We start from the raw sequence: 23,660 nt of genomic DNA, 5'->3' as shown, positions 1-23,660 counted from the left end.
AATATGAAAAAAAGATATTTCTATCTGCTGATGCTCGGTTTAACCGTGCAAGCATGCGCCAAATCAACATCTGATCTCTTACCTGTAAAGCAAATCGAAAATCCGGAAGGAATTGCTCTTCCAGGCTTGGGAAAATTAACCTTTTCCAATATCACTACCTCCGGAGCAATGCTTAAGGGAATGGTAACCAGTAAAGGCGGAGCACTAGTTACCAATCGAGGCGTTTGCTGGAACACAAGTCCCAACCCTACGATTGAAAACAATCCGCACGAAGCTACGGTAAGTAAAGGATCAGGAGAATTTAGTGTTCAGCTCAATTCCCTCGTACAATCTACAACCTACTACATCAGACCATATGCCAAAAACAAAGGTGGTGTTGCGTACGGAGATCAGATTATTTTAAAAACAGCAGATATACAATCTGTCAATTTCGCCCAGACACCGATGTTTATTATCGGGTCATCGCAAGCGTATTACGACGTAGAAATTTTGAGCAGTGGCGGAGGAGCGGTCACGGAGCGTGGTGTTTGTTGGGGCACAGAAGAAAATCCGACGATCACGCAAAACAAATCGGCACACGGAGCAAACGGTATTGGCAAATTTCGAATCGGATTAGCAAATTTAACTCCACAGACCAACTATCATCTTCGCGCATATGCTATCAATGAAACCGGGGTGAGCTACGGAACCAATATTGCCTTTCGAACAATTAAGAAAGGTAACGTCACGTATACATTCAACAAAGCAAGTAGCCCTACAGCGGAAGAGCTTGCAGCATACTCACGCCTGCAAGTAGCGATTGACAGTGCTGTTTGGTATGCGAATCAATATACATCAGCGACTAAGCATGTATACCTCAATTATGTTCCCGGGGTTGCTACCGCTGATGCGAATAATGAAGGATGGATGAGATTTGGAACAAATACTTCTTACCAAAATATCCGAACGATGCTACATGAAATGAACCATACATTTGGAACAGGCACAACAAGCTGGTGGTCACAGCAAGCAATAAGTGCTGGAAAATACCAATTTGCTAATGGAAACAACATGTTAAAATTGATCAATTCAGATCAAAATGCGGTGATAAGTGGCGATAGCCAGCATTGGTGGCCATATGGTCTGAATCAAAATTCAGAAATCAGTTCAAGTTGGGATTACGTTTACAACTGTCTGCTTATTGAAGCGATGCGTAAAGATGGGATGACGAGCCATAGCGGAAGTTATACACCATGATTAATGCTTAATGAGTTAAATCAACAATAAAATCAAGTTTAAGATCTTAAAGCCTCAGTCTGCGGATTGAGGCTTTAAATTATAATACAAGTCCTAAATCTTTAAGTTTTTTCTCTAAAATACTGCTCCCGTTCCTGTTCGGGAGTCTGTTTAAATTTACAATATCCAGAAAAGCTCCTTGCTTCTGATTCTATACACTATTTACATTGTAGTGTGGCGGATATACCTAAATTCATAAGCAAGATCCAAAATGTTTTAAAAATCAAATATCGAAATTAAAAAAAGCCGACAGGATTTTTCCTATTCGGCTTTTTTATTAAATAAGTATATTTTTCGTTTTTTGCTTCTCTATCCTAATCTGGCAAAGTAACCTTTCCGATAAAAGGGTATTCCTCTACTGTATCAATTACTTCCGAAATCTGGTAGCATAACTGATAGGTATCCTGAAGGTTTTCTGAAAATTGAAAAAACTGATCTTTTTTTACTTTTTCAAAGATCCAGATCGGATCTAAAGGATTTGAATTGTACTTCGTAATAATTGCAGTATATCCATTTTTTTGAGCTTCTACAAGTCTCTCTTTTGTAATATTTGCTAATTCCATATTATACTAATGTACAAAAAATAATTTTAAGCATTTTGTTAAAAACGGGGAAAAAACACTTAAAAATCAGAAAAAACATCTGTTTTAACACAAAAAAGCATCTATTTCGCCTAAAAAAAATAAAAATATCAATGTAACAAAAGAAGTAACAGGAGTCACCTCTAACCTTATCTAAACATTATTAAGTAACAAGTGATCAGCAACGGAGTAACACAAAGTCTAACGAATTCACCTTCTAGCTTTCTAACCTAAACATTATGAACTCTAACTAACTAACTAACTAACTAACTAACTAACTAAATAACTAACTAAATAACTAACTTTCTAACCTAAACACTTATGCTACTAAAAATTTCTCTTTATATGATTTCTCAAAATATTGCCCTAAAGACCGGGTTCTTTCGGTGTCAATTGTAGAAATATAGCGATGAAACATCTGTTCAGTGGTATGTCCGGTTGCTTCCATTAATAAAGATGTCGGAATCTTACCGTAAAAATTTGAAGCGAAGCTTCTACGTCCGATATGGCTGGCAATAGCCTCCCATTTTTGCACGAGCATTTCAACAGATCTAAATCCCAATCTTTTCCGGACCTTAACAAGGTTGCTTATCCCCACCAACTTAACCACCTCTTTGATCTGACAGTTGTATTTATGGGCTGAGAGTTTTTCTGGAAAAATATTAGCATTTTGAGACAAGATTGTCAATGCAACAGGGTGTAAAGGCAAGAGGATATCTTTTTGCGTTTTTTGTTGCACAAATGACATACAAGGTTTTCCATGTATAATTTCCATATTTTCCATATTGAAATTCATAAAATCAGAAACACGCTGGCCGGTATAACAACTGATAATAAGCCAATCTTTTGCGGCCTTCAGATCGTCTGGCACCTCAGTGTCTTTGATCCTGATTAATTCATCCTCATTCAGCGTGACAAATAAGTTTGTTTTCTTTTCCCGAGGAAGTTCCAGTTCATAAACATATGTACGAACACCTCTCTTTTCCAGAAAATTAAGGATCGTCCTAACAAAATAAATGGTGCGGTGAATGGTACTTCTATTATAGGCTTCAAATTCGCCAAATTCAAGAAACTCTTTAACAAAATTAGCATTAACCTCTGACAGCAGAAGATGTCTCTTTCGATTACCTTCAAAACGTTCAAGTAAATGAAGAAAAACCATATAACGTTTTGATGTAGAGGCCGAAATTAAATGTAATCGGCTATTGATATAGATTTCTATATGCTCCAGCAAACTATCTTTCGGATAACCAATTTTTGAGCTGGAACTATATTTCTTTATAAGCTGCTGCAACTTATATGACGAAAGCTGTAAAAAGTTTTTAATAGTTTTTAAATATTCAGCTATCGCAATTTTCAGATTGTCCAGCTTATTATTCAATTTTTTAAATTTCTTTAAATAGATATTTGTAGGTCTTTGCTTCTCTCGGTCCCACATGGACGGACATATTTTTAGTGGAGTCTTCATTAGATGTTCTTTCTGAAACTCATCAAAAATTCGAATAAAAATAGTGGCTGTTGGGCTGGGAGTCTGCAGGGTAAAATCAAAATTAATCATTGAACTGTCTCGTTATTTATCTGTGAATAAAGATAATACCATATTCTCAGAAGTCCAATTCAGACTACATTCACCCTACTCAAATGTAATAACTTTTTCCTAAGAAAACAATATAGTATCTATTATTTTCTTAGGTAATGGATATTTATATCAGCTACACAAAATAATCAAATTTCAGAAATTAAACTTCCTCTCCTACATCACTCCAAAATATGTTGAAAAAATATTTTATCTGTAAACCAGATAATTGTAAATAAAAAGCAGTCTGAATTGGACTAATAATTTGCTCCATTTTAGATTTTGTTAATAAACTAATGCGTACCAACGATGAACGAGAAAAGATTACAAAAAAAACGATATGAAGCTCCAAAAATAGGGTGGATATTAATAGAAATGGAAAGTTGCTTTGGTTTTTATCCAGAAAAATTATCCTACGAGGATAAACTTGAAATAAAGAGTCCGTTAACCGCGAATAAAATAGAAAACAATTACGACAGCTAAACCTAGTACAGTAAATCACTGACGTTCACTGATATATTTCTCGGATACTGATTATAATTTTTAATAACAGTTATGACTATAAAAATTAAGATTGCATTTGCAGATGATAGTATTTTACAACGTGCTTTAATAAGAAACATAATTGATCATAATAAGATATTTCATCTGCTCTTTGTCTGCAGTGATGGTAAAGAGCTGGTTGAACAATTGGAGTCTGGTACTGAATTACCTCAAGCATGTCTTATTGATCTACATATGCCACTAATGAACGGAATAGAAACGGCTAACAGAATTAGAGAAAAATTTCCTTCTATTAAGGTATTTGGTTACACGAGCTCAATTAAGGAGTCCGAAATAGAGGTATTCCATAAAAGCGGAGTAAAAATGATATTCAATAAGTCCAATATTAATATCACGTTACAGCAAATACAGCGCTTCTTAACTGCAAACAGTTAGCTAATGGTAGAAAACCTCTACAGAGATAATTTTCTAATCTGATTAAATAATGAATAAAACCTTACTGCGACATTTAGGGATATACTTCTCCCTGGTTATTTTAGGTATGCAAGAAGCTATGGCCCAATCTGTCTCTGCAACGATAAAAATCAATCTCAATCCTTTTTTATCCATAGCTATTCTATTTGAAAAGAAGGAGCAAAATACTGATGTACAACTGCAAAACTATACCCCATTAGAAATAACCGCTATAGGCCCATATCAAATGGAAGTGAGAAGCAGTGACGATCAGGAATTTAGCCGTATAGCCATTACAGAAATACCAAATAATTCATGCACAATGATTATTGCTCGACAATGTTCATCAGCAAGAGATCAAAAGGTTTACTCAAACAAGACGATATCCAAAATGGGTGGAATGTTTAAAATAGGTTTCGTTGATAATACAGGGTCAAAAAAACCTTTAATTATTTCGGTTACTTCGCTGTGATTTTTTTTGAATAAAACTGACACAACACTAAGCAAGTCCCCATTCAATTCAACATTTAATGCAAATTTTAAAACACCAAAGATGTAATTATGAAGATTCAAATGGAAAAAGATCAAGAAAAATTACCCAATGTAGCCAATTTCTATACCTTTATAAATAAGCTTTTAAATGCGCTATTTTATGATCCATCCATCATCAAGCGGAAGATGCAGGAGGTTGATATTATTCTTAAAAATGAAAACATACAATTAACCGGAAAAGCCTTTTTCACGATAATACATACACTCGGATTAGATCTAGCGCTCATATGTCAACATTATTTTAAAGATATGCCTATTATCCGATTGAAATATCCGGAATATGAAATTAAAAAGCTATCTGATTTATTTTTGAAGACCAATATAAATATTACGGCATCAACACATATAGAAGAATCACCATTAAGCGAAATATTTAATAAAAATTATGACCATCTTCTGGCCTATGAAGTATATGCTTTAGCTATTGCCGTTGGAATAGAAACACCTATTCTTTTTGATTATCTATATGGCAAGAAAAAGAAGAAGCTCATATTGAGATTTGAAATTATTGATCATGGAATAAATAGTAAAGAGAAGGTCAATTCACTACCTGATCACGAAATAATTCCAGTAGACTTACCTGTCCAGAAGTTTATCCGTAAAAAAAACATATCTAAAGAACAAAAAGGACAGCTCTACAGTATCCTTGACTATATGATCAACTATACAGATTTTTTTCTCACAGACCGTACTGCCGTAGAGATTACAAAGGAAATTGAGAATAACTATCAGCAATTTAAACCTCCCTTACATATCAATAACTTGATGAATAAATTCGTGGGAAAAGATTTGACCAGGATCAAAATAAATACGATTAAAACAGACGGAGAGATCTCAAAAAAAGAAAAATTCATCTATACCAAAACCTCTAAAAAACATGAGGCAATAAACGAAGTCGTTCGTTATATTAAACCTGAAGATCGGTCACGAGTAGTTAAGTTTACTAATTATAAGAACACCAGATTAAAAAACGATAAAGAAAAGGCAGAAATGGAAGCAATAGATAAATTGTATGACCTTATCGCGAATAATCCTGGTCAACCATTGTCTTTTTATTTAACAATATCGAATATCAAAGTACGTACCCTTGAATTCCAGCTCCAAAAACTGATAGAAGCAGGTAGATTGGAGTATCGTGACAAAACTAAACCCGTTTCCTACTGGCCCGTTAGCAGGAACGACTGAAACCATTTGCACAATAATAAGTAAGCAGTAACCTTGCCAAATTATTAAATACTATTCTCTAAATACTACAAAGAACCCTCTCACCGTCTTCCCTTCTATAAGTACTTGGATCTTTTCCTGTAGCTGATCCGCTACAAAAATCACAAATCGATACAGCGTGTAAATTCCTTAGTAAAATATCTAATTAAAGCTTCCAAAGAAATATTTAAATCTAAACTTTTAATATCTAAAGATTGAGGTACTAAAAAGAAATTACGCTGATTTATAACGCATAAACCTCGATAAATTTCATTTTTAATATTATTTATTCTTCAAGGTAAATTGACTCATAATACGCTCAACTATCAGTTGTTTTTTATTGAAATCATATTATAAACAAGATAATATGATAGGAACATTACTTATATAGCAAAAATTTATTTACGCTTTATGTACTACTTAATTCTTTTTAATTACATTTGCAGACTTTTAATCATCAGCTCTTTTAGAGTTCATGATATAGGAGCACAAGAATAAGGGATTACTTTTCCCTAAGCTTCTATAAACGTATGAGTAAATACAAAATATCTGTTTTTGGACAGGAATTTGTCATCTCGATCTTGTTAATGAGTTAAGGCTATAGTTAAAAAAACACGTTCATTAAGAGCAGTGTAGGAACTTTTTATGTTGAATTTTTTTAATAAAATAATAGTTAATTATGATTTTGAATTTTTATCAAAGATCTAGGGCTAAAGCCCTTTTAGCGATTGTTGCTCTCTTATGCTTCGCTTCTTACTCATGTAAAGATAGTAAAGACAGTGTTGCAGCTGGTGAAACTTTCGTAAAAGTAAACCTTCTAGGTGTTACTGTTCCAGCATCAAGTAATGGTATAAAAACAAAAGGAGGAGGCGCATCTCATCAACAAGATGTACAGGTTTCTTCTGTACCTTTCTCTAAAGGAACTTCTTTAACAGCAACCTTAACAGCAAATGACCCAACAAGCCAAACTAGTGGTCTACGTGCGAGTAGTACACGTGCAGCAGCAGTCACAGATGTGTTTCCATTAGCAAATGGTATAAAATATGCGGTATTGGTATATGACAAAAATGGTGCATTGGCATCAGAGAAAACATATAGCGCTGAAGATACTCATACAGAGATTGCTTTGAATGCAGGTATTTATACATTCATCGCTTACTCTACGAATGAAACTTCTGTAACCGCTGTAACTGGTAAAAACCAGTTATCTACAGCTTCTTTAAATAACATCAGTGCAGACTTGATGTATTTCAAAGGGTAGTATTCCCTGGTTTCACTCCTGGCGCTCTTTCAGCGACAAGTACACCAACATTATTGATCCATTCGGGAGCAACAAATGGTACGATCACTTTTGCAACCTTAGAAATTGGAGGAGTTGCACAAACTAATTTCTCTTTACCAAACTTGAAAATTGTACCAGGACAACGTTATAACTTGAATTTAGAATATAAAGTTTGTACAAACCAAGTTGTTGCGACTGGAATGGACTGGTCGTTCGTTAGATATGGTGCGCCAGGTGATGGTGCTGTTGTCAATAATTTCATCGTTAACGATGTGTTCCAAGTCGGACCTTTTGAGGCGGCAAACGGATCGATCATTTCTAAAGAGATTGTTGCTCCAGGTGCTGATTATGGTTTTGTATTTGACATCTACTCTTTAGATAATTCATTTAACATGAGTGTGAATGGGGATAAAATATCAGCTCAAGAGCTTCAATTTGAGATTTTTGGAGAAGGTAAGGGCACTGCTCAAACAATTGGATTTACAGATGGAACACGTCATGGCGCTGGAGGTATACCGCAGGTGTGGGCAAATGGAATGGCTGGTGATTATACAAATAGAACAAATCCATTAATTCAAGTGCAAATTGATCAAAAAGGAAATGTAAGCGTATTCGGTAGGAAATCTGCAGATGGAGCATTATTACCAATGAAAATGCTTGATGGCACCCCATTCAATAAAATTAACTGGCAAGGTGGAGCTTCTTCAAATTCTGTAAAAATAACACAGAGAATAGAAAATGCAACTGGTATGAAAGCACTTGGAGCTGGTTTGAAAAAAGGTTCTTGTGCTAATTAATTTGAAGAATAATAAAATACAATAAGATGAACAACGAATTAAAAAAAACATATATAACTCCAAAGGTAGAATTTACTACCATTGAATTGGAGCAAGGTATCGCTGCTGGATCTAATCAAGCTGAGAGTACCGTAGAGCAATCTTGGGATAATGGTGATGATGACAACCGTACCATTACTTGGTAATTGATCAGTTATCATAAGTAAAAAATTCCTGATCTTTGGTCAAAATGGTTTATTCCATTATAAAGCGCTTTCCTCTGGGAAAGCGCTTTTTTTATTCGTCACTTTTAGCAACTTTTCAAAAGAAGATATTTAACTACCTTTTGTAGATTATTTACCACCTGCTAACCTCTCACTTTCTAACCCTCTCACTTTCTAACCCTCTCACCTACTAACCCTTTCCTAACAATCCTCAACACTTTGCGGAAAGAACAATCGGACAACCGTTCCTTTTCCTATAGCACTTGACAGGTTTACGGTGCCCCCCATAAATTCCATTAAATCTTTTACCAATGATAGTCCAATTCCCGTACCTGTTATATGTGACGAGTTACTACCACGAACCTCCATCAGAAATATTTTGCCTAATTCATCTTCAGGAATACCAATTCCATTATCCTCAAAAATATAGACAATACCTTGATCTGTCTCTTCACTATCAATATACAAATATGCCTCCTTACTATTGGCAAATTTTACAGCATTACCAATCAGATTAACAAAAATCTGATATACCGCACCACTGTCTGCATTTAATGGATAAAGAAGTCCCAGCTGAAATTCGATCTGTTGTTCTGGAAAATTCAGTTTCACCTCATTAATCCATTCTCCGATCTTTTTATCAATCTCAACGCAATCTGTCATATTTTTTGATCCACGTACTTTACTAAGCTGTAAAGTCTGGTTGATAATGGATTCAATATTCTGAATGGATTCAGAAAAATTTTTATACCATCGCTTGGTGATCTCAACCGGAACATACTCATTTTTAATCAGAAAATCATTTCCCATCTTGAGAACAGAGAGTGGATTCTTAAGATCATGTGAGAGGGTACTGGCCAAACGGTCCAATTTATAACTTAAAGAAAGCTCTTCACGCTGTCTTTCCATTCGATTATTGGTCAATTTTCTTTCAGTAACATCACTTGCCGTGTGCAGTATCGCGTACGTCTGTCCCTTTTCATCAAGTATCGCTTTATACTCGAAATCAAAATACCGTTTGATCTTTCTGTCTCCTACCACAATATTTGCGGCAACTTCGGTGGCATTATAAGTAATCCCGGTCTTCCAGACATTTTTAAGTATAGCAGAAAAACCTTCATCCACGAAATTAGGGAAACAGGCACATAAAGTTTTTCCGATAATGGACTCATCTGCACACCAAATATCCAGCATTGCCTGATTAGCGTAAACGATATTCAGATCACCGTTATTATAAATAGCAGTAGCTAATGGCGAATGGTGAAGCACCGACAAAATAAAGCGATCAAGAGCGATCATGGATGGATATGATAAATTTATAAAAAACTGTATGTAAGTACTACTAAAAGGAACGTCTATGGCAAAAGTAAAATTCAGCGCAATTGTTCAATTTAAATTATTTTAAAAAGACGCATTATCAAGAAAGACTTTTGGCCTTCACCGAATATAGAACGACTAGACAAACTTATATAAAGGTAAGATTAAAACAATAAAAATCTTCAAGCTTTCTACTTAATTTTTACTTAAAGACTATATATGGTTTGATTTTTGCAACAAAGGTTTGATTTTTGTATATATATTTTCATAATATTGCGATCGCATATGGTATTATGCTATTTTATAATGCAAATGACAGTAAATTTGAACATCACGTAAACAATTTCTTTCGTTATATCATTTTATATTAAAAAAAGTGAATAATACGTTTTACTTACTAGAAATCAACAATTAAAATCGAAATCAATTTAAAATACAATATTAATATCAAAAAACTATGAGTAAGAAAAAAGACAATTCGAAATGGTTAAATGTCGCCATTTCTTGGGGAGCAAGTATTGTCATTATCGGGGTACTGTTCAAGATTCTACACATTGGTGGCTCTTATGCCAATTACATGATCGGTATCGGATTGGGAGTTGAAGCATTCTTATTTTTTCTAATGGGTCTCAATCCTCCTGCACCGGAACCAGATTGGACACGCGTATATCCAGAATTGGATGAAAACTATACCGGTGAACTACCTACAAGAAGTGCAACTGTCGTAAACACACCTGCGGGACCTTCTGCCACGGTAGCCTTGGATAAAATGTTTGCAGATGCTAATATTGACGAGACAAGTATCGGTAATTTAGGAAGAGGATTACGTGATTTCAGCGAAAAAATGTCGGCGATCAATAAAATCTCAGATGTTTCTTTGGCAACAGAAGATTTCACACAAAAGCTGAAATTGGCAACATCCAAATTTGACAGCATGAGTGTTGCTTTTGAGCAGGCTTCTGCTAACTTGGTTCAGATGTCCAATTCATCCGCAGATACTGCCAGTTACCACGAGCAGGTGAGCAAGCTGACAACAAACCTGCAACAATTGAATGGAATGTACGAGCGTGAGCTACAGGATTCTGCGACGCACTTAAAATCGATGAACCAATTTTATGAAAATTTAAGTTATACGATGCAAAACTTCAATGAGTCATTGGATGATTCTAAGGCATTCAAAGAAGAAGTTGGTAAGCTGGCAAAAAACCTAAACGCTTTAAATGCGATCTATGGCAATATGTTAAGTGCCATGAACCAACCTCGTGTTTAATTCATCCATGTATAATCTAAATCAATAAAAATGGCATTAGGAAGAGAGACACCAAGACAGAGAATGATCAGCATTCTTTATCTGGTACTGCTTGCATTACTTGCATTGAATGTGCCCGATACGATCTTGGATGCATTTAAAAACATCAACAATAGCCTTGAATCATCTCGCTCAAATGTCAATACTGCCGTACAGCAATTATTCTCGGCATTTGAAAGCACCAAACTAAAGGAAGAGCCTGCTCGTGCAAAACCGATCTATGATAAAGCTAAAAAAGCACAGGCGATCATCGGAGAACTGAATACCTATATCAGCTCACTAAAAGAAGATTTTACCAAGCAAGGTGGCGGTATTGATCCTGAAAAAGGAGATCTGGTTAAAAGAGAAAACGAAGACATCTCTGTTAACATGATGATCAATGAGAAAAAAGGAACCATCTTAAAGGATAAGATCAATGAAACAAGAGCAAAGCTCTTAGCTTTATTGACGCCTGAAGAACAAAAAAGTGTTTCCTTTTCATTGGAAGCAAAGGATCCTGAAAAATCTGTCAACGGCAAGAAAAGCTGGGAAGAAATCAATTTCGGAAGTGGTACACCACTAACAGCCGCGATGACTATTTTGACCAAAATCCAGACCGATGCTCAAAATGCAGAATCGGATATGGTAAAATTGATCCTAGGCAAAATGGATCAGGCGGTAGTTAATCTGGATAAATTTGCGGCTGTAGCTGTTGCTCCAACCTCCTATTTGGTACAGGGACAACCCTATAAAGCAGAAGTATTTTTAACCGCTTCAGATTCTAAATCGCAACCTGCCATCAGTGTCAATGGTTCGCCATTACAGATTGTTGATGGAAAAGGAGTGTATAATGTATCGACAAGCAAGGAAGGTATCTTCTCTTGGACCGGAGTTGTGCAGGTGAAACAAACGGATGGTTCGATGAAAGAATACCGTACAGCGACACAGACCTATCAGGTGGCACGCCCTTCGGCAGTGGTATCACCGGACAAGATGAATGTATTGTACATCGGTGTTGATAACCCATTATCCGTTTCTGCTGCAGGAACACCAACAGATAAGGTAAAAGTAAACATGACAGGCGGTAGCCTTTCAGGATCAGGCGGGAAGTACAATGCCCGTGTTTCCTCACCAGGTACTGCACGCATTTCTATTAGTGCTGAAGTAGCACCAGGTAAAATGCAGACCTTGAGTACCACGGAATTCCGTGTTAAACGTATCCCCGATCCAATTGCAAAATTTGCAGGAAAAACAGGTGGCAGTATGGCGACCGTAGCTCTTAAAGCACAGAATGCGATCTTTGCGAAACTGGACAACTTTGACTTTGACGCAAATTTCAAGGTGACCAAATTTACGATGATCATTGCCAAACCACGTGCCGATGCAATTGTATTATCGACTTCTGGAAATCAATTGAGTTCAAGCATGGCCTCTGCTTTAAACGGTATTACACCGGGCACAAGGGTTATCTTTGATAACATTGTGGCAGTAGGACCAGACGGAACATCAAGACAGTTAAATGCTGTAGCATTAACTGCGAACTAAAGAAACTAATACCTATATACACATGGCCTTCTCCTCGATCGGGGAAGGCTTTTTTATGATAATCTTTTACCGCTTGATAGTATCAAATGATATTATCCGAAACCGAACTATTTCAAAAAAAGGCTGTAACTTTTTACAGTTGCAGCCTTTTCTATTTTATTAAAAGTTTAATTAATATTGATTTTTACGAATTTACTTTTTATTCGTCATTAGAATATATTTATAACAAAGCTTTAGCAAGCTCATTTTATAAAATATGAAGACAACTAAAGCTGTTCAACTTCTTCTATAGAAAGCCCCGTGGCTTTAGAAATTTTTTCAATCGAAATGTCCATTTTTTTCAAATTAATGGCCGTCTCAATAGCTTTTTTTCGCTCACCTTCAATCTTTCCTTCAATCTTTCCTTCAATCTTTCCTTCAATCTTTCCTTCGATCTTTCCTTCAATCACTCCTTGAGCATGACCAGATATTCGACCTGCCTTCAACGCTGAATTATATACACTCTCAGCATCACGCTTATGTTTCAAACTTGCTTCGTATGACATGAGATCCTCCTCTGTTAATTTACCTATCTCTCCTATTTCAAAGATAAGGCCAAATATCCTCTTATCCAAAAAATACGGCAATTTATCCATGATGCTAAAGTGTTTAAGTAAGTACAACCGACTGATCCATGACACAGTTCAAGGATCCGCCACGTCCCTTAAAACAATAGAAAGATCCGAATGAGATGGTAAAAAGTTTATACTTAGCTTTAAGATAATTATTAAAGATTAACTACCTAACTTTTAAAACAGTTTCACGTAACGCAGTAATAATAGTCTAACCTACTACCTTCAAAACTTTTTAACAATATCTAACCTTCTAATGATAGTCTCGCCCTCCTAACCAAGTCATCCTTAATTATTGTACAAGCACTTCGTTACAATTAACCTATCTAATATACAAATTTAACTTTCTGTCTTCTTATCTTATAATCTCGCTTAAAAGCCTACTCTCCATAAAAAGCTATATATCAAACAGATATCTATTACGAATTAAAAACAAATTATGTATGACATAATTTGTTTTTAGCAGGTTAATTATATATCTTGTGCCATTAGTCTACCAAATTTATGAAAAATACTCCAAATGGGGATGCCGAGCTATTAGCTCAGTTAAGGGAGAGCGAACATTCGGCACTTACTGAAATTTATAATAAGTATTGGATATATTTATACCAGTCTAGCTTTCGTATACTCCAAGATTATGACAAAACCAATGATGTAATACAAGAGGTCTTTGTTAATCTTTGGGAAATCCGTTCAAAACTTTTCATAAAACTATCTTTAAAATCATACCTCTATGCAGCTGTTAAATATGAAGTACTTCGCCAGCTAAGAAAACAGGTTATTAATGATGATATTTTAGATTTTATTGATACGTTGGAAGATAATTCCAATGAGCAACTTATGGAATATAAAGAATTGCAACAGCAAATAGACCAGATCATAGAAGAGCTACCCTCACGTTGCCAAGAAGTATTTAAATTGAGTCGCTTGGAGCATCTCACTCATAAAGAAATTGCAGAAAAATTGGCTATAAGCACTAAAACTGTCGAATACCACATTGCAAATGCATTAGTTTACTTGCGTAGTCAATTGGGAAAAACACTCAGTATAGAGCTATTTATACTTTTTTTAATCAATCGATAAAAAAAATAAATAATTGACTAGGGATAGCCATCCATTATTTACTCTTATATATAAATAACCTTAAATTTTGAGAAAACAAGAATTTCTAACATTATTAGATAAATACCTCAATGGCGAAACATCCATCGAAGAAGAGGAACTATTATCCAAATTTCATGCGACATATCGCCATAATGAACATTTGGATGATTCTTTTTTTACTGAGGACCGTAGGCTTGAAATCTTATCAAAGATAGAAAGTCGTATAGGAACTCATCAAGTAAAGGTTTACAACTGGAGGCACTGGGCGTCCATAGCAGCAGCTGTATTGATCACACTGTCGGGTATCACGTATTATTATCAAAGATGGAATACAACAACGCACCAGCAAATCGCGAATAATGCTGAAAATGTATTGCCAGGAAAAAATAAAGCCTTATTAAAATTAGCAAATGGGACAATAATAACATTGGATGATAGTGACCCCAATACGCGTACTGTCTTAGAAGAGAAGGGCTTGACTATTCAAAAAAACAAAGATGGTCAACTCTTGTATGTGCTGCGAGATGATCATACCACAAATTTAATGGGTAACAACACGATTGAAACACCTAGAGGAGGACAATATGAGGTAGTACTACCTGATGGTACGCATGTATGGTTGAATTCAGAATCTTCCCTATCCTATAATCTAAACTTTAAAAAACAACGAAAAGTTCTCCTTAAAGGGGAAGCATATTTTGAAGTCGCAAAGAAAAAAGTTCCATTTATTGTTCAGAATGCAATACAGGAAATTCGCGTATTAGGAACACATTTTAACGTCAACTCCTATCAGGATGATGCTTATTCGCAAACAACACTACTGGAAGGTCAAGTAGCAATAAGCACCTTGAATAAAGACCGAGAACAGCCTATTTTGATGAGACCAAATTTTAGTTTAAGTACGCATAATACCTCAGGAACCTCTACACAAAGTGAAGCAGATATTGAATCGGTGATGGCTTGGAAAAATGGTTATTTTCAGTTTGATGATGAAAGGTTATCAACTATCCTTCGCGTCATAGCGAGATGGTATGATGTGCACGTTGACTACAATTCTTTGCCAAATACACGATACACCCTTCAGATATCAAAGCATGTAAGACTTTCTGATGTGTTAACCATGCTAGAAAAGACCGGACCTGTTAAATTTCAATTTCAACAGCAGATGCTCGCTGCAGAAAAATAAGAACCAGTTAAAATCTAATGACAAAAATCGCCTATGATAAAAAACAACTAAACAGACAAGCCTAAAAAAGAAATCCAGCCGCACGGCCATGCAGCTGGACCCTATAAAAAGGGTAATGAACTAAACTTAAAATACTATTAATCACTAACCTTATGAACAAATGTATGAATATTATGATGCATTGTAGGGAAATGCTTTTCATTTTTTTGAAGCAAACTTCCTCAATGTTATGTAATGGTTTTTTCTTAAAAATGAAAATAACAACTTTTCTAATTATTGCCGGTCTACAAGTCTCCGCGAACGTCATGTCGCAAGAGATTAGTTTAAAGGTAAAAAATGCACGCTTAAAAGAGGTCTTATCCAGTATACGTAAACAAACTGGATATCATTTGGTATACAATACCGAATTAATAAGCAGCGCTAAACTGGTAACGGTAGATCTACATAAACTTCCCTTGCAACAGGCAATGTCTTTATTATTCACTGACCAACCGTTTGATTACGAATTGAATGGAAAAACAATCTTGATCACGCCAAAGAAGGAAAATACAAAGACAACGCCATCTGTCTCTATTCAACAGCAAACCATTGCTTCAGGCCGTATCACAGATGCAGATAACAAACCTTTAGCTGGCGTGACTGTCAAAGAAAAAGGATCAAGCAATGCTACTATAACCAGTGAAAATGGCACATTTAAATTACCTGTTAAAGACGCTACATCAATACTAGTTTTTAGCTATGTAGGTTATAGGACTTCAGAAAAGCCCGCGGGTTCTCAGATGAATTTCATAATGGAAGAAAACTCTTCCGCCATGGATGAAGTCGTTGTTGTCGGCTATGGCACACAGAAAAAAATCAATTTGACAGGTGCTGTATCAACAGTAAGTGCCAAACAACTCGAATCCAGACCCGTTCAAAATTTGGGACAGGCCCTGCAAGGCATGGTACCGGGACTAAATCTGCAAACTGCTGGTCTAGGTGGCGAACTTAACCAAACCATGAGTGTCAATATACGCGGAGCAGGTACAATTGGTGTTGGTTCCTCTTCATCTGTATTGGTATTGATCGATGGAATGGAGGGCGATATGAATGCGCTAAATCCGCAGGATATCGAAAATATATCCGTTTTAAAAGATGCCGCTTCAGCCGCTATATATGGCTCTAGAGCTCCTTTCGGTGTTATTTTAATTACAACCAAGGCAGGGAAAATCGGAAAACCGGTGGTCAATTACAACAACAATATCAGGTTAAGTGCACCACGAGGTTTACCAACCATGCTGGATTCTAAAACATTTGCTTATTATTACAATGAAGTCGCAGCGAATGATGGCGAAGCGGCCAAATTTTCACAAACTGTCCTTGATAAAATCATTGCCTATCAAAATGGAGAAATCAGTACCGTCTCCACAGCGGGTGCAGATGGAAAATGGCAGTACTATACCGGATCGAACGCCAATACCAACTGGTTTGAAGAATTTTATAAAAACTTCTCCACTTCACATGAACATACCATGAGTGTGAACGGTGGATCAGACCGTGTTAAATATTATTCTTCACTGAATTATATGGATCAGGATGGTTTAAATAAATATGCAAACGATAATTTCAAACGTTTTTCATTTGCTACAAAATTAGATATCAAAATTTCCGATAAGCTAGATCTATTAACAAATACCCGGTTTGTAAGAGAAGATTTTGATAAAGCAACGCATATGAATGACCTTTATTATCATAATATAGCCCGACGCTGGCCAACAGTTCCTGTACGCGATGATAATGGATTCTTTTCAGAACCTTCAGAAATAAATCAATTACTGGACGGAGGACGTACCAACTACCAAAAAGACTTTTTATATCAGCAGATCCAGTTAAAATATCAACCGGTCAAAGGTTGGAATATCACCGGTAATGTCAATTACAGAATCACCAATAGGAATGATCACGGGGAAATCTTAAAAGCTTATGCTTATGCAGTAAACAAAGAACCTTTCCTTGTTCCGGTCGGATACAACAGTGCTGGCGGAACCAGTGTCGGGGAAACTGCTCGAAAAGATGAATACTTCAGTACCAATTTATTTTCAGACTATAGTTTCAATATTGCCGAAGACCACCAGTTTACAGTTCTGGCAGGATTCAATTCAGAATTGAATAAGTACAGAACGCTAAGCGGTAATATGAGCGGTTTGATCACAGACGATATCCCTACGTTAAATACCGCAACATTAGATCCGAAAACCAATGGTGGTTATCAGCACTGGGCTATTGCAGGATTTTTTAGCCGGGTCAATTATAGCTATAAAGACCGTTACCTCTTGGAATTAAATGCCCGTTATGATGGTTCATCCCGATTTCCGAAAGACCTAAGATGGAATCTCTTCCCTTCATTTTCTGCAGGCTGGAATATCTCCAACGAAGCCTTCTGGCCTCTAAAATCTGAAATATCCTTATTCAAACTTAGAGGATCATATGGAGAACTAGGGAATCAAGGAACAGACAACTGGTATCCTTTCTATTCCATCATGCCGGTTACAGCTGGACAGGGTAGCTGGTTACTCAATGGTGTGAAACCAAATTCGGCAAGTGCTCCAAATTTAATCTCCTCTTCTTTAACCTGGGAACGTGTTTCCAGCTGGAATCTGGGATTGGATGTCGCGGCTCTCAACAATCGCTTAGGACTCGCATTTGATCTCTATAAAAGAAATACCTATGACATGATTGGTCCAGCACCCGATCTACCTGCGATTTTAGGAACAGCGGTACCTCGCATCAATAATTCAGAAATGTACTCTAAAGGGTTTGAAGTTGAACTTTCATGGAAAGACGATATCGGAGATTTCAACTATGGCGTACGTGCTGTATTATCAGACGATCAACAGACCATCACCAAATACCCTAATTCAACCGGAAATTTTACCCAATGGTACAACGGTAAAAAGAACGGAGAGATCTGGGGTTACACAACGCTAGGTATCGCACAGACTCAGGAGCAGATGGATGCACATATTGCCAATACCAAACAATCTTTCGCTACCAAATGGCAAGCAGGAGATGTTATGTATTTGGATAAAAATGGAGATGGACAGGTAAATAATGGAGCAAGTACCTTGGCTAATCCAGGTGATATGAGCATTATCGGCAATAGCCTACCCCGCTTTAGATACAGTTTAGATCTTACGGCCAATTATAAAGGATTTGACGTTAGGGTATTTCTTCAGGGAATTGGAAAACGGGATCACGTGCCCAACGGACCTTATTTCTGGGGTGCCAATGGCGGTATGTGGCAATCGGCAGGTTTCCAGGAAAACATGGATTTCTTTAGGGACGAGAATTCAGTGATGGTACAGAACGATGTGCTGGGGATCAACACCGATGCCTACCTACCAAGACCTTATTTCAACACCCAAAAGAACCAGCAGACCCAGACACGATATATACAGAATGCCGCTTATCTACGGTTAAAAAATGCGCAGCTCGGCTATACCTTCAACCCTGCTTTATTATCAAAGATCGGACTGTCAAAAATCCGTGTATATGCTTCCGGAGAGAATCTATTGACATTTACAAAAATGGCAAAAGTATTTGACCCGGAGACGGTAGGTTTAGGAGGATGGAACGATGGTAAATCATACCCGTTCTCAACCATCTATTCTTTTGGATTAAGTGTGAATTTTTAATGATTTGAATAATGAAAAAGAGCTATATAAATAAGATACAACAACTCTGCGCAGCGGTACTTGCCTTTAGTACATTATTATCCTGTAATAAATATTTGGATAGAGCACCTTTGTCCGAGGTAACACCCTCAGAGTACTTAAATACAGAAGCTGATCTCGCGGCATATACCATTACCCGTTACAATTTCCCAACACATGGAGGTTGGGGATTGGGTACATTTGCTAATGATAACGGGACAGACAATCAAGTGACTTCGGGCTATGCGACACGTTGGGTACCTGGCGAATGGCGGGTAGGCGCTACAGGTGGAGACTGGGATTTTACGAATATCCGTCAGGTCAATTATTTCCTCGAATCGGTACTTCCCAAATGGAAAAGTAACAGCATAACCGGCAATAAGCTCAATATTGAGCATTACATCGGTGAAGCCTATTTCTTACGGGCTTATGAATACTTCAACAAAGTACAGGCATTGGGAGATTTCCCCATCTTAAAAAATACCGTAAAAGATAATCTGGAGGAATTAACCGTCATTTCTACTCGTAAACCGCGAAACGAAGTTGCCCGTTTTATCATCGCAGATCTGGATTCAGCGGCTACTTTACTCAGTACAACAACTGCTTCCGGAAAAACTCGGATCACCAAAAATGCAGCACTATTGTTAAAATCCCGTGTGGCACTGCATGAAGCTACTTGGTTAAAATACCATAAAGGAACTGCTTTAGTACCCGGCGGACCGGGATGGCCAGGAGCAAAATCAAATCCTAATTTCGCCATGAACATCGATCAGGAAATCGACTACTTCCTGACACAGGCCATGGAGTCTGCGCAGTTGGTAGCAGATGGAGTAGCATTAGTTAACAATACAAAAGATAATGGCTTTAATTCATCCAATAATCCTTATTTCAAGATGTTTGGTGATTTTGACCTAAATGCTTATAGTGAAGTGCTTCTTTGGAGGCAATATAGCCTACCTTTGAATGTTACACATGCTGTAAACCATTACATGAACAGAAATGCAGGTAACTCAGGATATGCAAAAGGATTAGTTGAAAATTTTACCATGGCCAATGGATTACCGATTTATGCCGCAAATTCAGGATATAAAGGCGATAATTTAATCAGCGATGTAAAGATTGACCGTGATAACCGTTTACAGATCTTTATGAAAGCTCCGGGAGAGTTAAGCTATACCGATCGAAAGAATACCAATGGGCAAGATATCGTAGAGGGAAAACCGGATATTTTGGGTATTGCTGAAACTCGATATGTAACAGGTTATGCCCTTAAGAAAGGGTTCAATTACCTGATTGCACAATCCGAAGGTGCAACAAGCACCACCGGTTCTATTGTATTCAGAGCCGTTGAAGCTTACTTAAATTATATCGAAGCCAGTTACCTTAAAAATGGTTCGGTCAATGCTAAGGCGCAGGCATACTGGACGCAAATCAGGGAACGTGCTGGAGTCAACACCGACTATATGAATACGGTCAATAATACCGATATGAATATGGAAGCAAAAGGTGATTTCGGGGCTTATTCTGCAGGACAATTATTATCGGATAAAGTTTTATATAATATCCGGAGAGAAAGACGCCTGGAATTAGTTGCTGAGGGCATGCGCTTTGCAGATCTAAAACGCTGGCGGGCATTAGACCAACTTGCGGCAAAACCTTATATTGTTGAAGGCATGAAAATATGGGGACCAATGCAAGAATGGTATAAAGATGAAAAAGGAGTTTCATCGTTAATACAGCCAAATACTTCAGGAAAAACAGCTAATGTTTCCCTGCAGTCTGAAAGCAATTATCTTAGACCTTACCGCATCAACTTAGCGGCAACTAATTTAGTCCTCGACGGGTATAAATGGATCAGTGCACATTATTTAAATCCAATTGCCATGAGCCACTTTACCATAACTTCACCAGACGGTTCACCGGAATCGTCCAGTATATACCAAAATCCGGGCTGGCCATTAATGGCCAATCAAGGAGCAAATAACTAACCCTAGTAATTAAAACTTACCCCCCGTATTGCCAAAATGCAATATGGGGGGTTTTAAAAATATAAAAATGAATTACATCAAGATGTCTGCCCTCTTTGGGCTTATTTGTCTGGCATCGATAACACTTGCACAGCAGAATTATGTGGAATTAAAACCTGAAGATACAAAAGAAGACATCATCAGAAAAGCGGCACACGTAAGACCAACCAAGCGTCAACTTAAATGGCAAGAGCTTGAAGTAACCGGATTTATACATTATGGGATCAATACATTTACCGGTAAAGAATGGGGAGATGGCAAAGAAGATCCTAAATTGTTTGACCCTAAAAAACAAGATGCCGAACAATGGGTAAAAATTGCTAAAAAAGCCGGGATAAAACTATTGATCTTAACAGCAAAACACCATGATGGCTTCTGTTTATGGCCAACCGCCACAACGAAGCATTCCATTAAACACTCCCCTTATTTAAATGGTCAAGGCGACGTCATGAAAGAATTATCCGATGCCTGCCGTAAACATGGCGTAAAATTTGGTGTCTACTTATCTCCTTGGGATCAACACGAAGCCGTTTACGGAACAGAAGCTTATAATGATTTTTTTGTCAAGCAACTGACAGAATTATTGACACAATATGGCCAAGTCGATGAAGTATGGTTTGACGGTGCAAACGGAGAAGGTCCAAATGGCAAAAAACAAGAATACGATTTTGAAAGATATTATAAGACGATAAGGGCTCTTCAACCCGAAGCAGTCATCGCCGTGATGGGGCCAGATGTAAGGTGGGTCGGTACAGAGACCGGTTATGGAAGAGATACAGAGTGGTCTGTCGTACCAACTGCTGCGCTCAGACAGGATGCCGTAGCAGGTGATTCGCAGCAGGACATAACTATAAAACCTAAAGGTGACATGAGAAATAGCGATTTAGGATCAAGAAGTCAGATCGAAAAAGCAGAAGCATTAGTTTGGTATCCTGCCGAAACTGACGTTTCCATAAGACCGGGATGGTTTTTCCATGAAAATCAAAATGATCAAGTAAAGACCCCCGAAAAGCTCTTGGATATCTATTTTAACTCTGTCGGGAAAAATGGTGTATTACTACTGAATATCCCCCCTTCAAAAGATGGTCTCATTCACGAAAAGGATGAACAGGCACTTATTGGGTGGAAGAATTTAAGAGATCAAATCTTTGCTAATAATTTGTTGAAAACATCTTCTGCGAAACTAATAAATCAGAATAAGAAAATCCGGACAAAAAAGGATAAAACAGATCAATATTGGACAACAAAAGGACAGGATACTGCAACCTTTGTTTTTGATATGGGAAAAGAGCAAGAATTTAATCTGCTGGATATTTCAGAATTTATAAAACATGGACAGCGTGTAGAAAAATTTGAGCTGGAGGTGCTACAAAATAATTCTTGGACTAAAATTGTATCTGGAACAACAATAGGCTCAAGAAGAATTTTACAATTTAAGACCATCAAAGGAAAATATGTTCGCCTTAAAATACTTGAAAGCAGATTAAATCCGATGATACAGAATATCGGTCTGTACCATTATATTCAGTAATTATGAATAGAACCCAAGCAGAAAACTAGACCCACTTGCTGCTTGGCTTCATAAAATTGCCACTTTACTTCATCGTTTTAATTGAACACACAAAAGGCTGCTTAAATTTCATCTAAGCAGCCTTGTCGTTTACAGTAATTAAATGACTAATATATCAATTCTACCAGCTAGGATTTTCTCCGAGATTCGGATTTCTTTCCCATTGTAATGATATCTTTAGCAAATGGAAATACCGCTTTGTGTAATAATCGCTGATTTAAAATTTATCATTCATTCCTACCGTTGACCAGATCATAAAATTATAATTTAGTACAAGTCGAAATAAGTAACGAAATCTCAGTCTTTTGTTGGATTAACGAAAGCCCATGCATATCATATATAACAAACAAGTACCTGCTTTCACAGGCACTTATATATTTATTTACTTTTTTTTCTTCCCAATAAGCGACTCGTCACAAAACTAACTAGCGTACCAATAGCCGCCAAGATCACAGTCTGTAAAAGATCGCCAAAGGAGAAACTAGCCCATATAGAGCAAATGGTTCCTCCAAGTGCCGAGATCCGGATATCATTCAGTTTCATCCCTGATCTCCTTTCCACTTTCCAGGTCATATTTTACGATACGGTCCGAAGGTTTTATAGTACCGGAATCATCTTCTACACCATCCAACAAGCCATCTGAAGGACGTCCTTGCGAATTATTTTTAGTCGCAGATTCGACTTCTTTATCTTCTACGATAACCGATTCGATAATACCCAATCCAAGTCCGATATACTTGATGATATTTAAGACTTTACCCGGCAACTTCACAGGCGCCAGCAAGATGATCTGTATAGCACCGTTTATTTTTTTTATGATTTTTTTCATTGTTTTTTTAAGGTTAGAGGGTTAAAAGGTTAAAAAGCTAGATGTTAGTTAGTTAGTTAGTTAGT

At 36.9% G+C, this 23,660-nt stretch carries 21 protein-coding genes; 15 read left to right on the top strand and 6 right to left on the bottom strand.

The window, feature by feature from the left end:
* Nucleotides 1-3 precede the first annotated feature (3 nt).
* Complete coding sequence (locus tag JAZ75_RS08060) at nucleotides 4-1,236, top strand: hypothetical protein (RefSeq protein ID WP_208701088.1); 1,233 nt, start codon at nucleotides 4-6, stop codon at nucleotides 1,234-1,236.
* A gap of 353 nt (nucleotides 1,237-1,589) precedes the next feature.
* Here the strand turns inward: JAZ75_RS08060 and JAZ75_RS08055 are convergent, their stop codons facing one another.
* Both JAZ75_RS08055 and JAZ75_RS08050 read right to left on the bottom strand, forming a co-directional pair.
* Nucleotides 1,590-1,838 (bottom strand): hypothetical protein, encoded by a 249-nt coding sequence (locus JAZ75_RS08055; RefSeq protein ID WP_208701086.1) that lies wholly within the window; start codon nucleotides 1,836-1,838, stop codon nucleotides 1,590-1,592.
* 337 nt (nucleotides 1,839-2,175) lie between these two features.
* Entirely contained in the window at nucleotides 2,176-3,414 is a 1,239-nt protein-coding gene (locus JAZ75_RS08050; RefSeq protein WP_208701084.1) for a phage integrase SAM-like domain-containing protein, read from the bottom strand.
* A gap of 327 nt (nucleotides 3,415-3,741) precedes the next feature.
* Between JAZ75_RS08050 and JAZ75_RS08045 the strand changes: the two genes are divergently transcribed.
* From JAZ75_RS08045 to JAZ75_RS08015, 7 genes are all read left to right on the top strand, one after another.
* A complete protein-coding gene (locus JAZ75_RS08045; protein ID WP_208701082.1) occupies nucleotides 3,742-3,915 on the top strand; it encodes a hypothetical protein in 174 nt (57 codons plus the stop codon).
* A 72-nt stretch (nucleotides 3,916-3,987) separates the two neighbouring features.
* The gene (locus JAZ75_RS08040) at nucleotides 3,988-4,371 is read left to right on the top strand and encodes a response regulator (protein ID WP_208701080.1); all 384 of its coding nucleotides are present in this window, start codon (nucleotides 3,988-3,990) and stop codon (nucleotides 4,369-4,371) included.
* 49 nt (nucleotides 4,372-4,420) lie between these two features.
* Nucleotides 4,421-4,861, top strand: coding sequence for a hypothetical protein (locus JAZ75_RS08035; protein ID WP_208701078.1), 441 nt, complete (start codon nucleotides 4,421-4,423; stop codon nucleotides 4,859-4,861).
* Between the two features lie 89 nt (nucleotides 4,862-4,950).
* Nucleotides 4,951-6,126 (top strand): hypothetical protein, encoded by a 1,176-nt coding sequence (locus JAZ75_RS08030; RefSeq protein ID WP_208701076.1) that lies wholly within the window; start codon nucleotides 4,951-4,953, stop codon nucleotides 6,124-6,126.
* A 697-nt stretch (nucleotides 6,127-6,823) separates the two neighbouring features.
* Nucleotides 6,824-7,405, top strand: a complete 582-nt coding sequence (locus JAZ75_RS08025) for a FimB/Mfa2 family fimbrial subunit (protein WP_208701074.1) — start codon at nucleotides 6,824-6,826, stop codon at nucleotides 7,403-7,405.
* Between the two features lie 53 nt (nucleotides 7,406-7,458).
* The gene (locus JAZ75_RS08020; protein WP_208701072.1) at nucleotides 7,459-8,223 is read left to right on the top strand and encodes a hypothetical protein; all 765 of its coding nucleotides are present in this window, start codon (nucleotides 7,459-7,461) and stop codon (nucleotides 8,221-8,223) included.
* A gap of 26 nt (nucleotides 8,224-8,249) precedes the next feature.
* Nucleotides 8,250-8,408: a hypothetical protein gene (locus JAZ75_RS08015; RefSeq protein ID WP_208701070.1), complete on the top strand. Its 159-nt coding sequence runs from the start codon at nucleotides 8,250-8,252 to the stop codon at nucleotides 8,406-8,408.
* A gap of 219 nt (nucleotides 8,409-8,627) precedes the next feature.
* On the opposite strand, the gene JAZ75_RS08010 is transcribed toward JAZ75_RS08015, so the two are convergent.
* Complete coding sequence (locus JAZ75_RS08010; RefSeq protein ID WP_208701068.1) at nucleotides 8,628-9,725, bottom strand: PAS domain-containing sensor histidine kinase; 1,098 nt, start codon at nucleotides 9,723-9,725, stop codon at nucleotides 8,628-8,630.
* 475 nt (nucleotides 9,726-10,200) lie between these two features.
* On the opposite strand from JAZ75_RS08010, the gene gldL reads away from it, so the two are divergent.
* Nucleotides 10,201-11,013, top strand: coding sequence for a gliding motility protein GldL (gene gldL, locus JAZ75_RS08005; RefSeq protein ID WP_183918154.1), 813 nt, complete (start codon nucleotides 10,201-10,203; stop codon nucleotides 11,011-11,013).
* Between the two features lie 30 nt (nucleotides 11,014-11,043).
* Nucleotides 11,044-12,576: a gliding motility protein GldM gene (gene gldM, locus JAZ75_RS08000; protein ID WP_208701066.1), complete on the top strand. Its 1,533-nt coding sequence runs from the start codon at nucleotides 11,044-11,046 to the stop codon at nucleotides 12,574-12,576.
* A 266-nt stretch (nucleotides 12,577-12,842) separates the two neighbouring features.
* On the opposite strand, the gene JAZ75_RS25975 is transcribed toward gldM, so the two are convergent.
* Entirely contained in the window at nucleotides 12,843-13,211 is a 369-nt protein-coding gene (locus JAZ75_RS25975) for a hypothetical protein (protein ID WP_232789382.1), read from the bottom strand.
* A gap of 480 nt (nucleotides 13,212-13,691) precedes the next feature.
* Here JAZ75_RS25975 and JAZ75_RS07990 point away from each other — a divergent pair, with 480 nt between their 5' ends.
* From JAZ75_RS07990 to JAZ75_RS07970, 5 genes are all read left to right on the top strand, one after another.
* Nucleotides 13,692-14,270 (top strand): RNA polymerase sigma-70 factor, encoded by a 579-nt coding sequence (locus tag JAZ75_RS07990; RefSeq protein WP_208701064.1) that lies wholly within the window; start codon nucleotides 13,692-13,694, stop codon nucleotides 14,268-14,270.
* A gap of 67 nt (nucleotides 14,271-14,337) precedes the next feature.
* Nucleotides 14,338-15,477, top strand: a complete 1,140-nt coding sequence (locus JAZ75_RS07985; RefSeq protein WP_208701062.1) for a FecR family protein — start codon at nucleotides 14,338-14,340, stop codon at nucleotides 15,475-15,477.
* Nucleotides 15,478-15,728: 251 nt separating this feature from the next.
* Complete coding sequence (locus JAZ75_RS07980; RefSeq protein WP_208701060.1) at nucleotides 15,729-19,151, top strand: TonB-dependent receptor; 3,423 nt, start codon at nucleotides 15,729-15,731, stop codon at nucleotides 19,149-19,151.
* An 11-nt stretch (nucleotides 19,152-19,162) separates the two neighbouring features.
* Complete coding sequence (locus JAZ75_RS07975; protein ID WP_208701059.1) at nucleotides 19,163-21,157, top strand: RagB/SusD family nutrient uptake outer membrane protein; 1,995 nt, start codon at nucleotides 19,163-19,165, stop codon at nucleotides 21,155-21,157.
* A gap of 67 nt (nucleotides 21,158-21,224) precedes the next feature.
* Nucleotides 21,225-22,727 carry an alpha-L-fucosidase gene (locus JAZ75_RS07970; RefSeq protein ID WP_232789381.1) on the top strand — a complete coding sequence of 501 codons (1,503 nt, stop codon included), beginning with the start codon at nucleotides 21,225-21,227 and terminating at the stop codon, nucleotides 22,725-22,727.
* 417 nt (nucleotides 22,728-23,144) lie between these two features.
* Here JAZ75_RS07970 and JAZ75_RS07965 read toward each other — a convergent pair whose 3' ends face one another.
* Both JAZ75_RS07965 and JAZ75_RS07960 read right to left on the bottom strand, forming a co-directional pair.
* On the bottom strand, nucleotides 23,145-23,309 hold the full coding sequence (locus tag JAZ75_RS07965; protein WP_208701056.1) for a hypothetical protein: 165 nt from the start codon (nucleotides 23,307-23,309) through the stop codon (nucleotides 23,145-23,147).
* On the bottom strand, nucleotides 23,296-23,595 hold the full coding sequence (locus JAZ75_RS07960) for a hypothetical protein (RefSeq protein ID WP_208701054.1): 300 nt from the start codon (nucleotides 23,593-23,595) through the stop codon (nucleotides 23,296-23,298). Before JAZ75_RS07960 ends, JAZ75_RS07965 begins: the two co-directional genes overlap by 14 nt.
* Nucleotides 23,596-23,660 lie beyond the last annotated feature (65 nt).

Origin of the sequence: Sphingobacterium sp. UDSM-2020, assembly GCF_016132525.1 — a bacterium.
Taxonomy (GTDB): Bacteria; Bacteroidota; Bacteroidia; order Sphingobacteriales; family Sphingobacteriaceae; genus Sphingobacterium; species Sphingobacterium anhuiense.
Note: the sequence above shows the minus strand (reverse complement) of the source record. Positions and strands in the feature narration are given on the sequence as shown.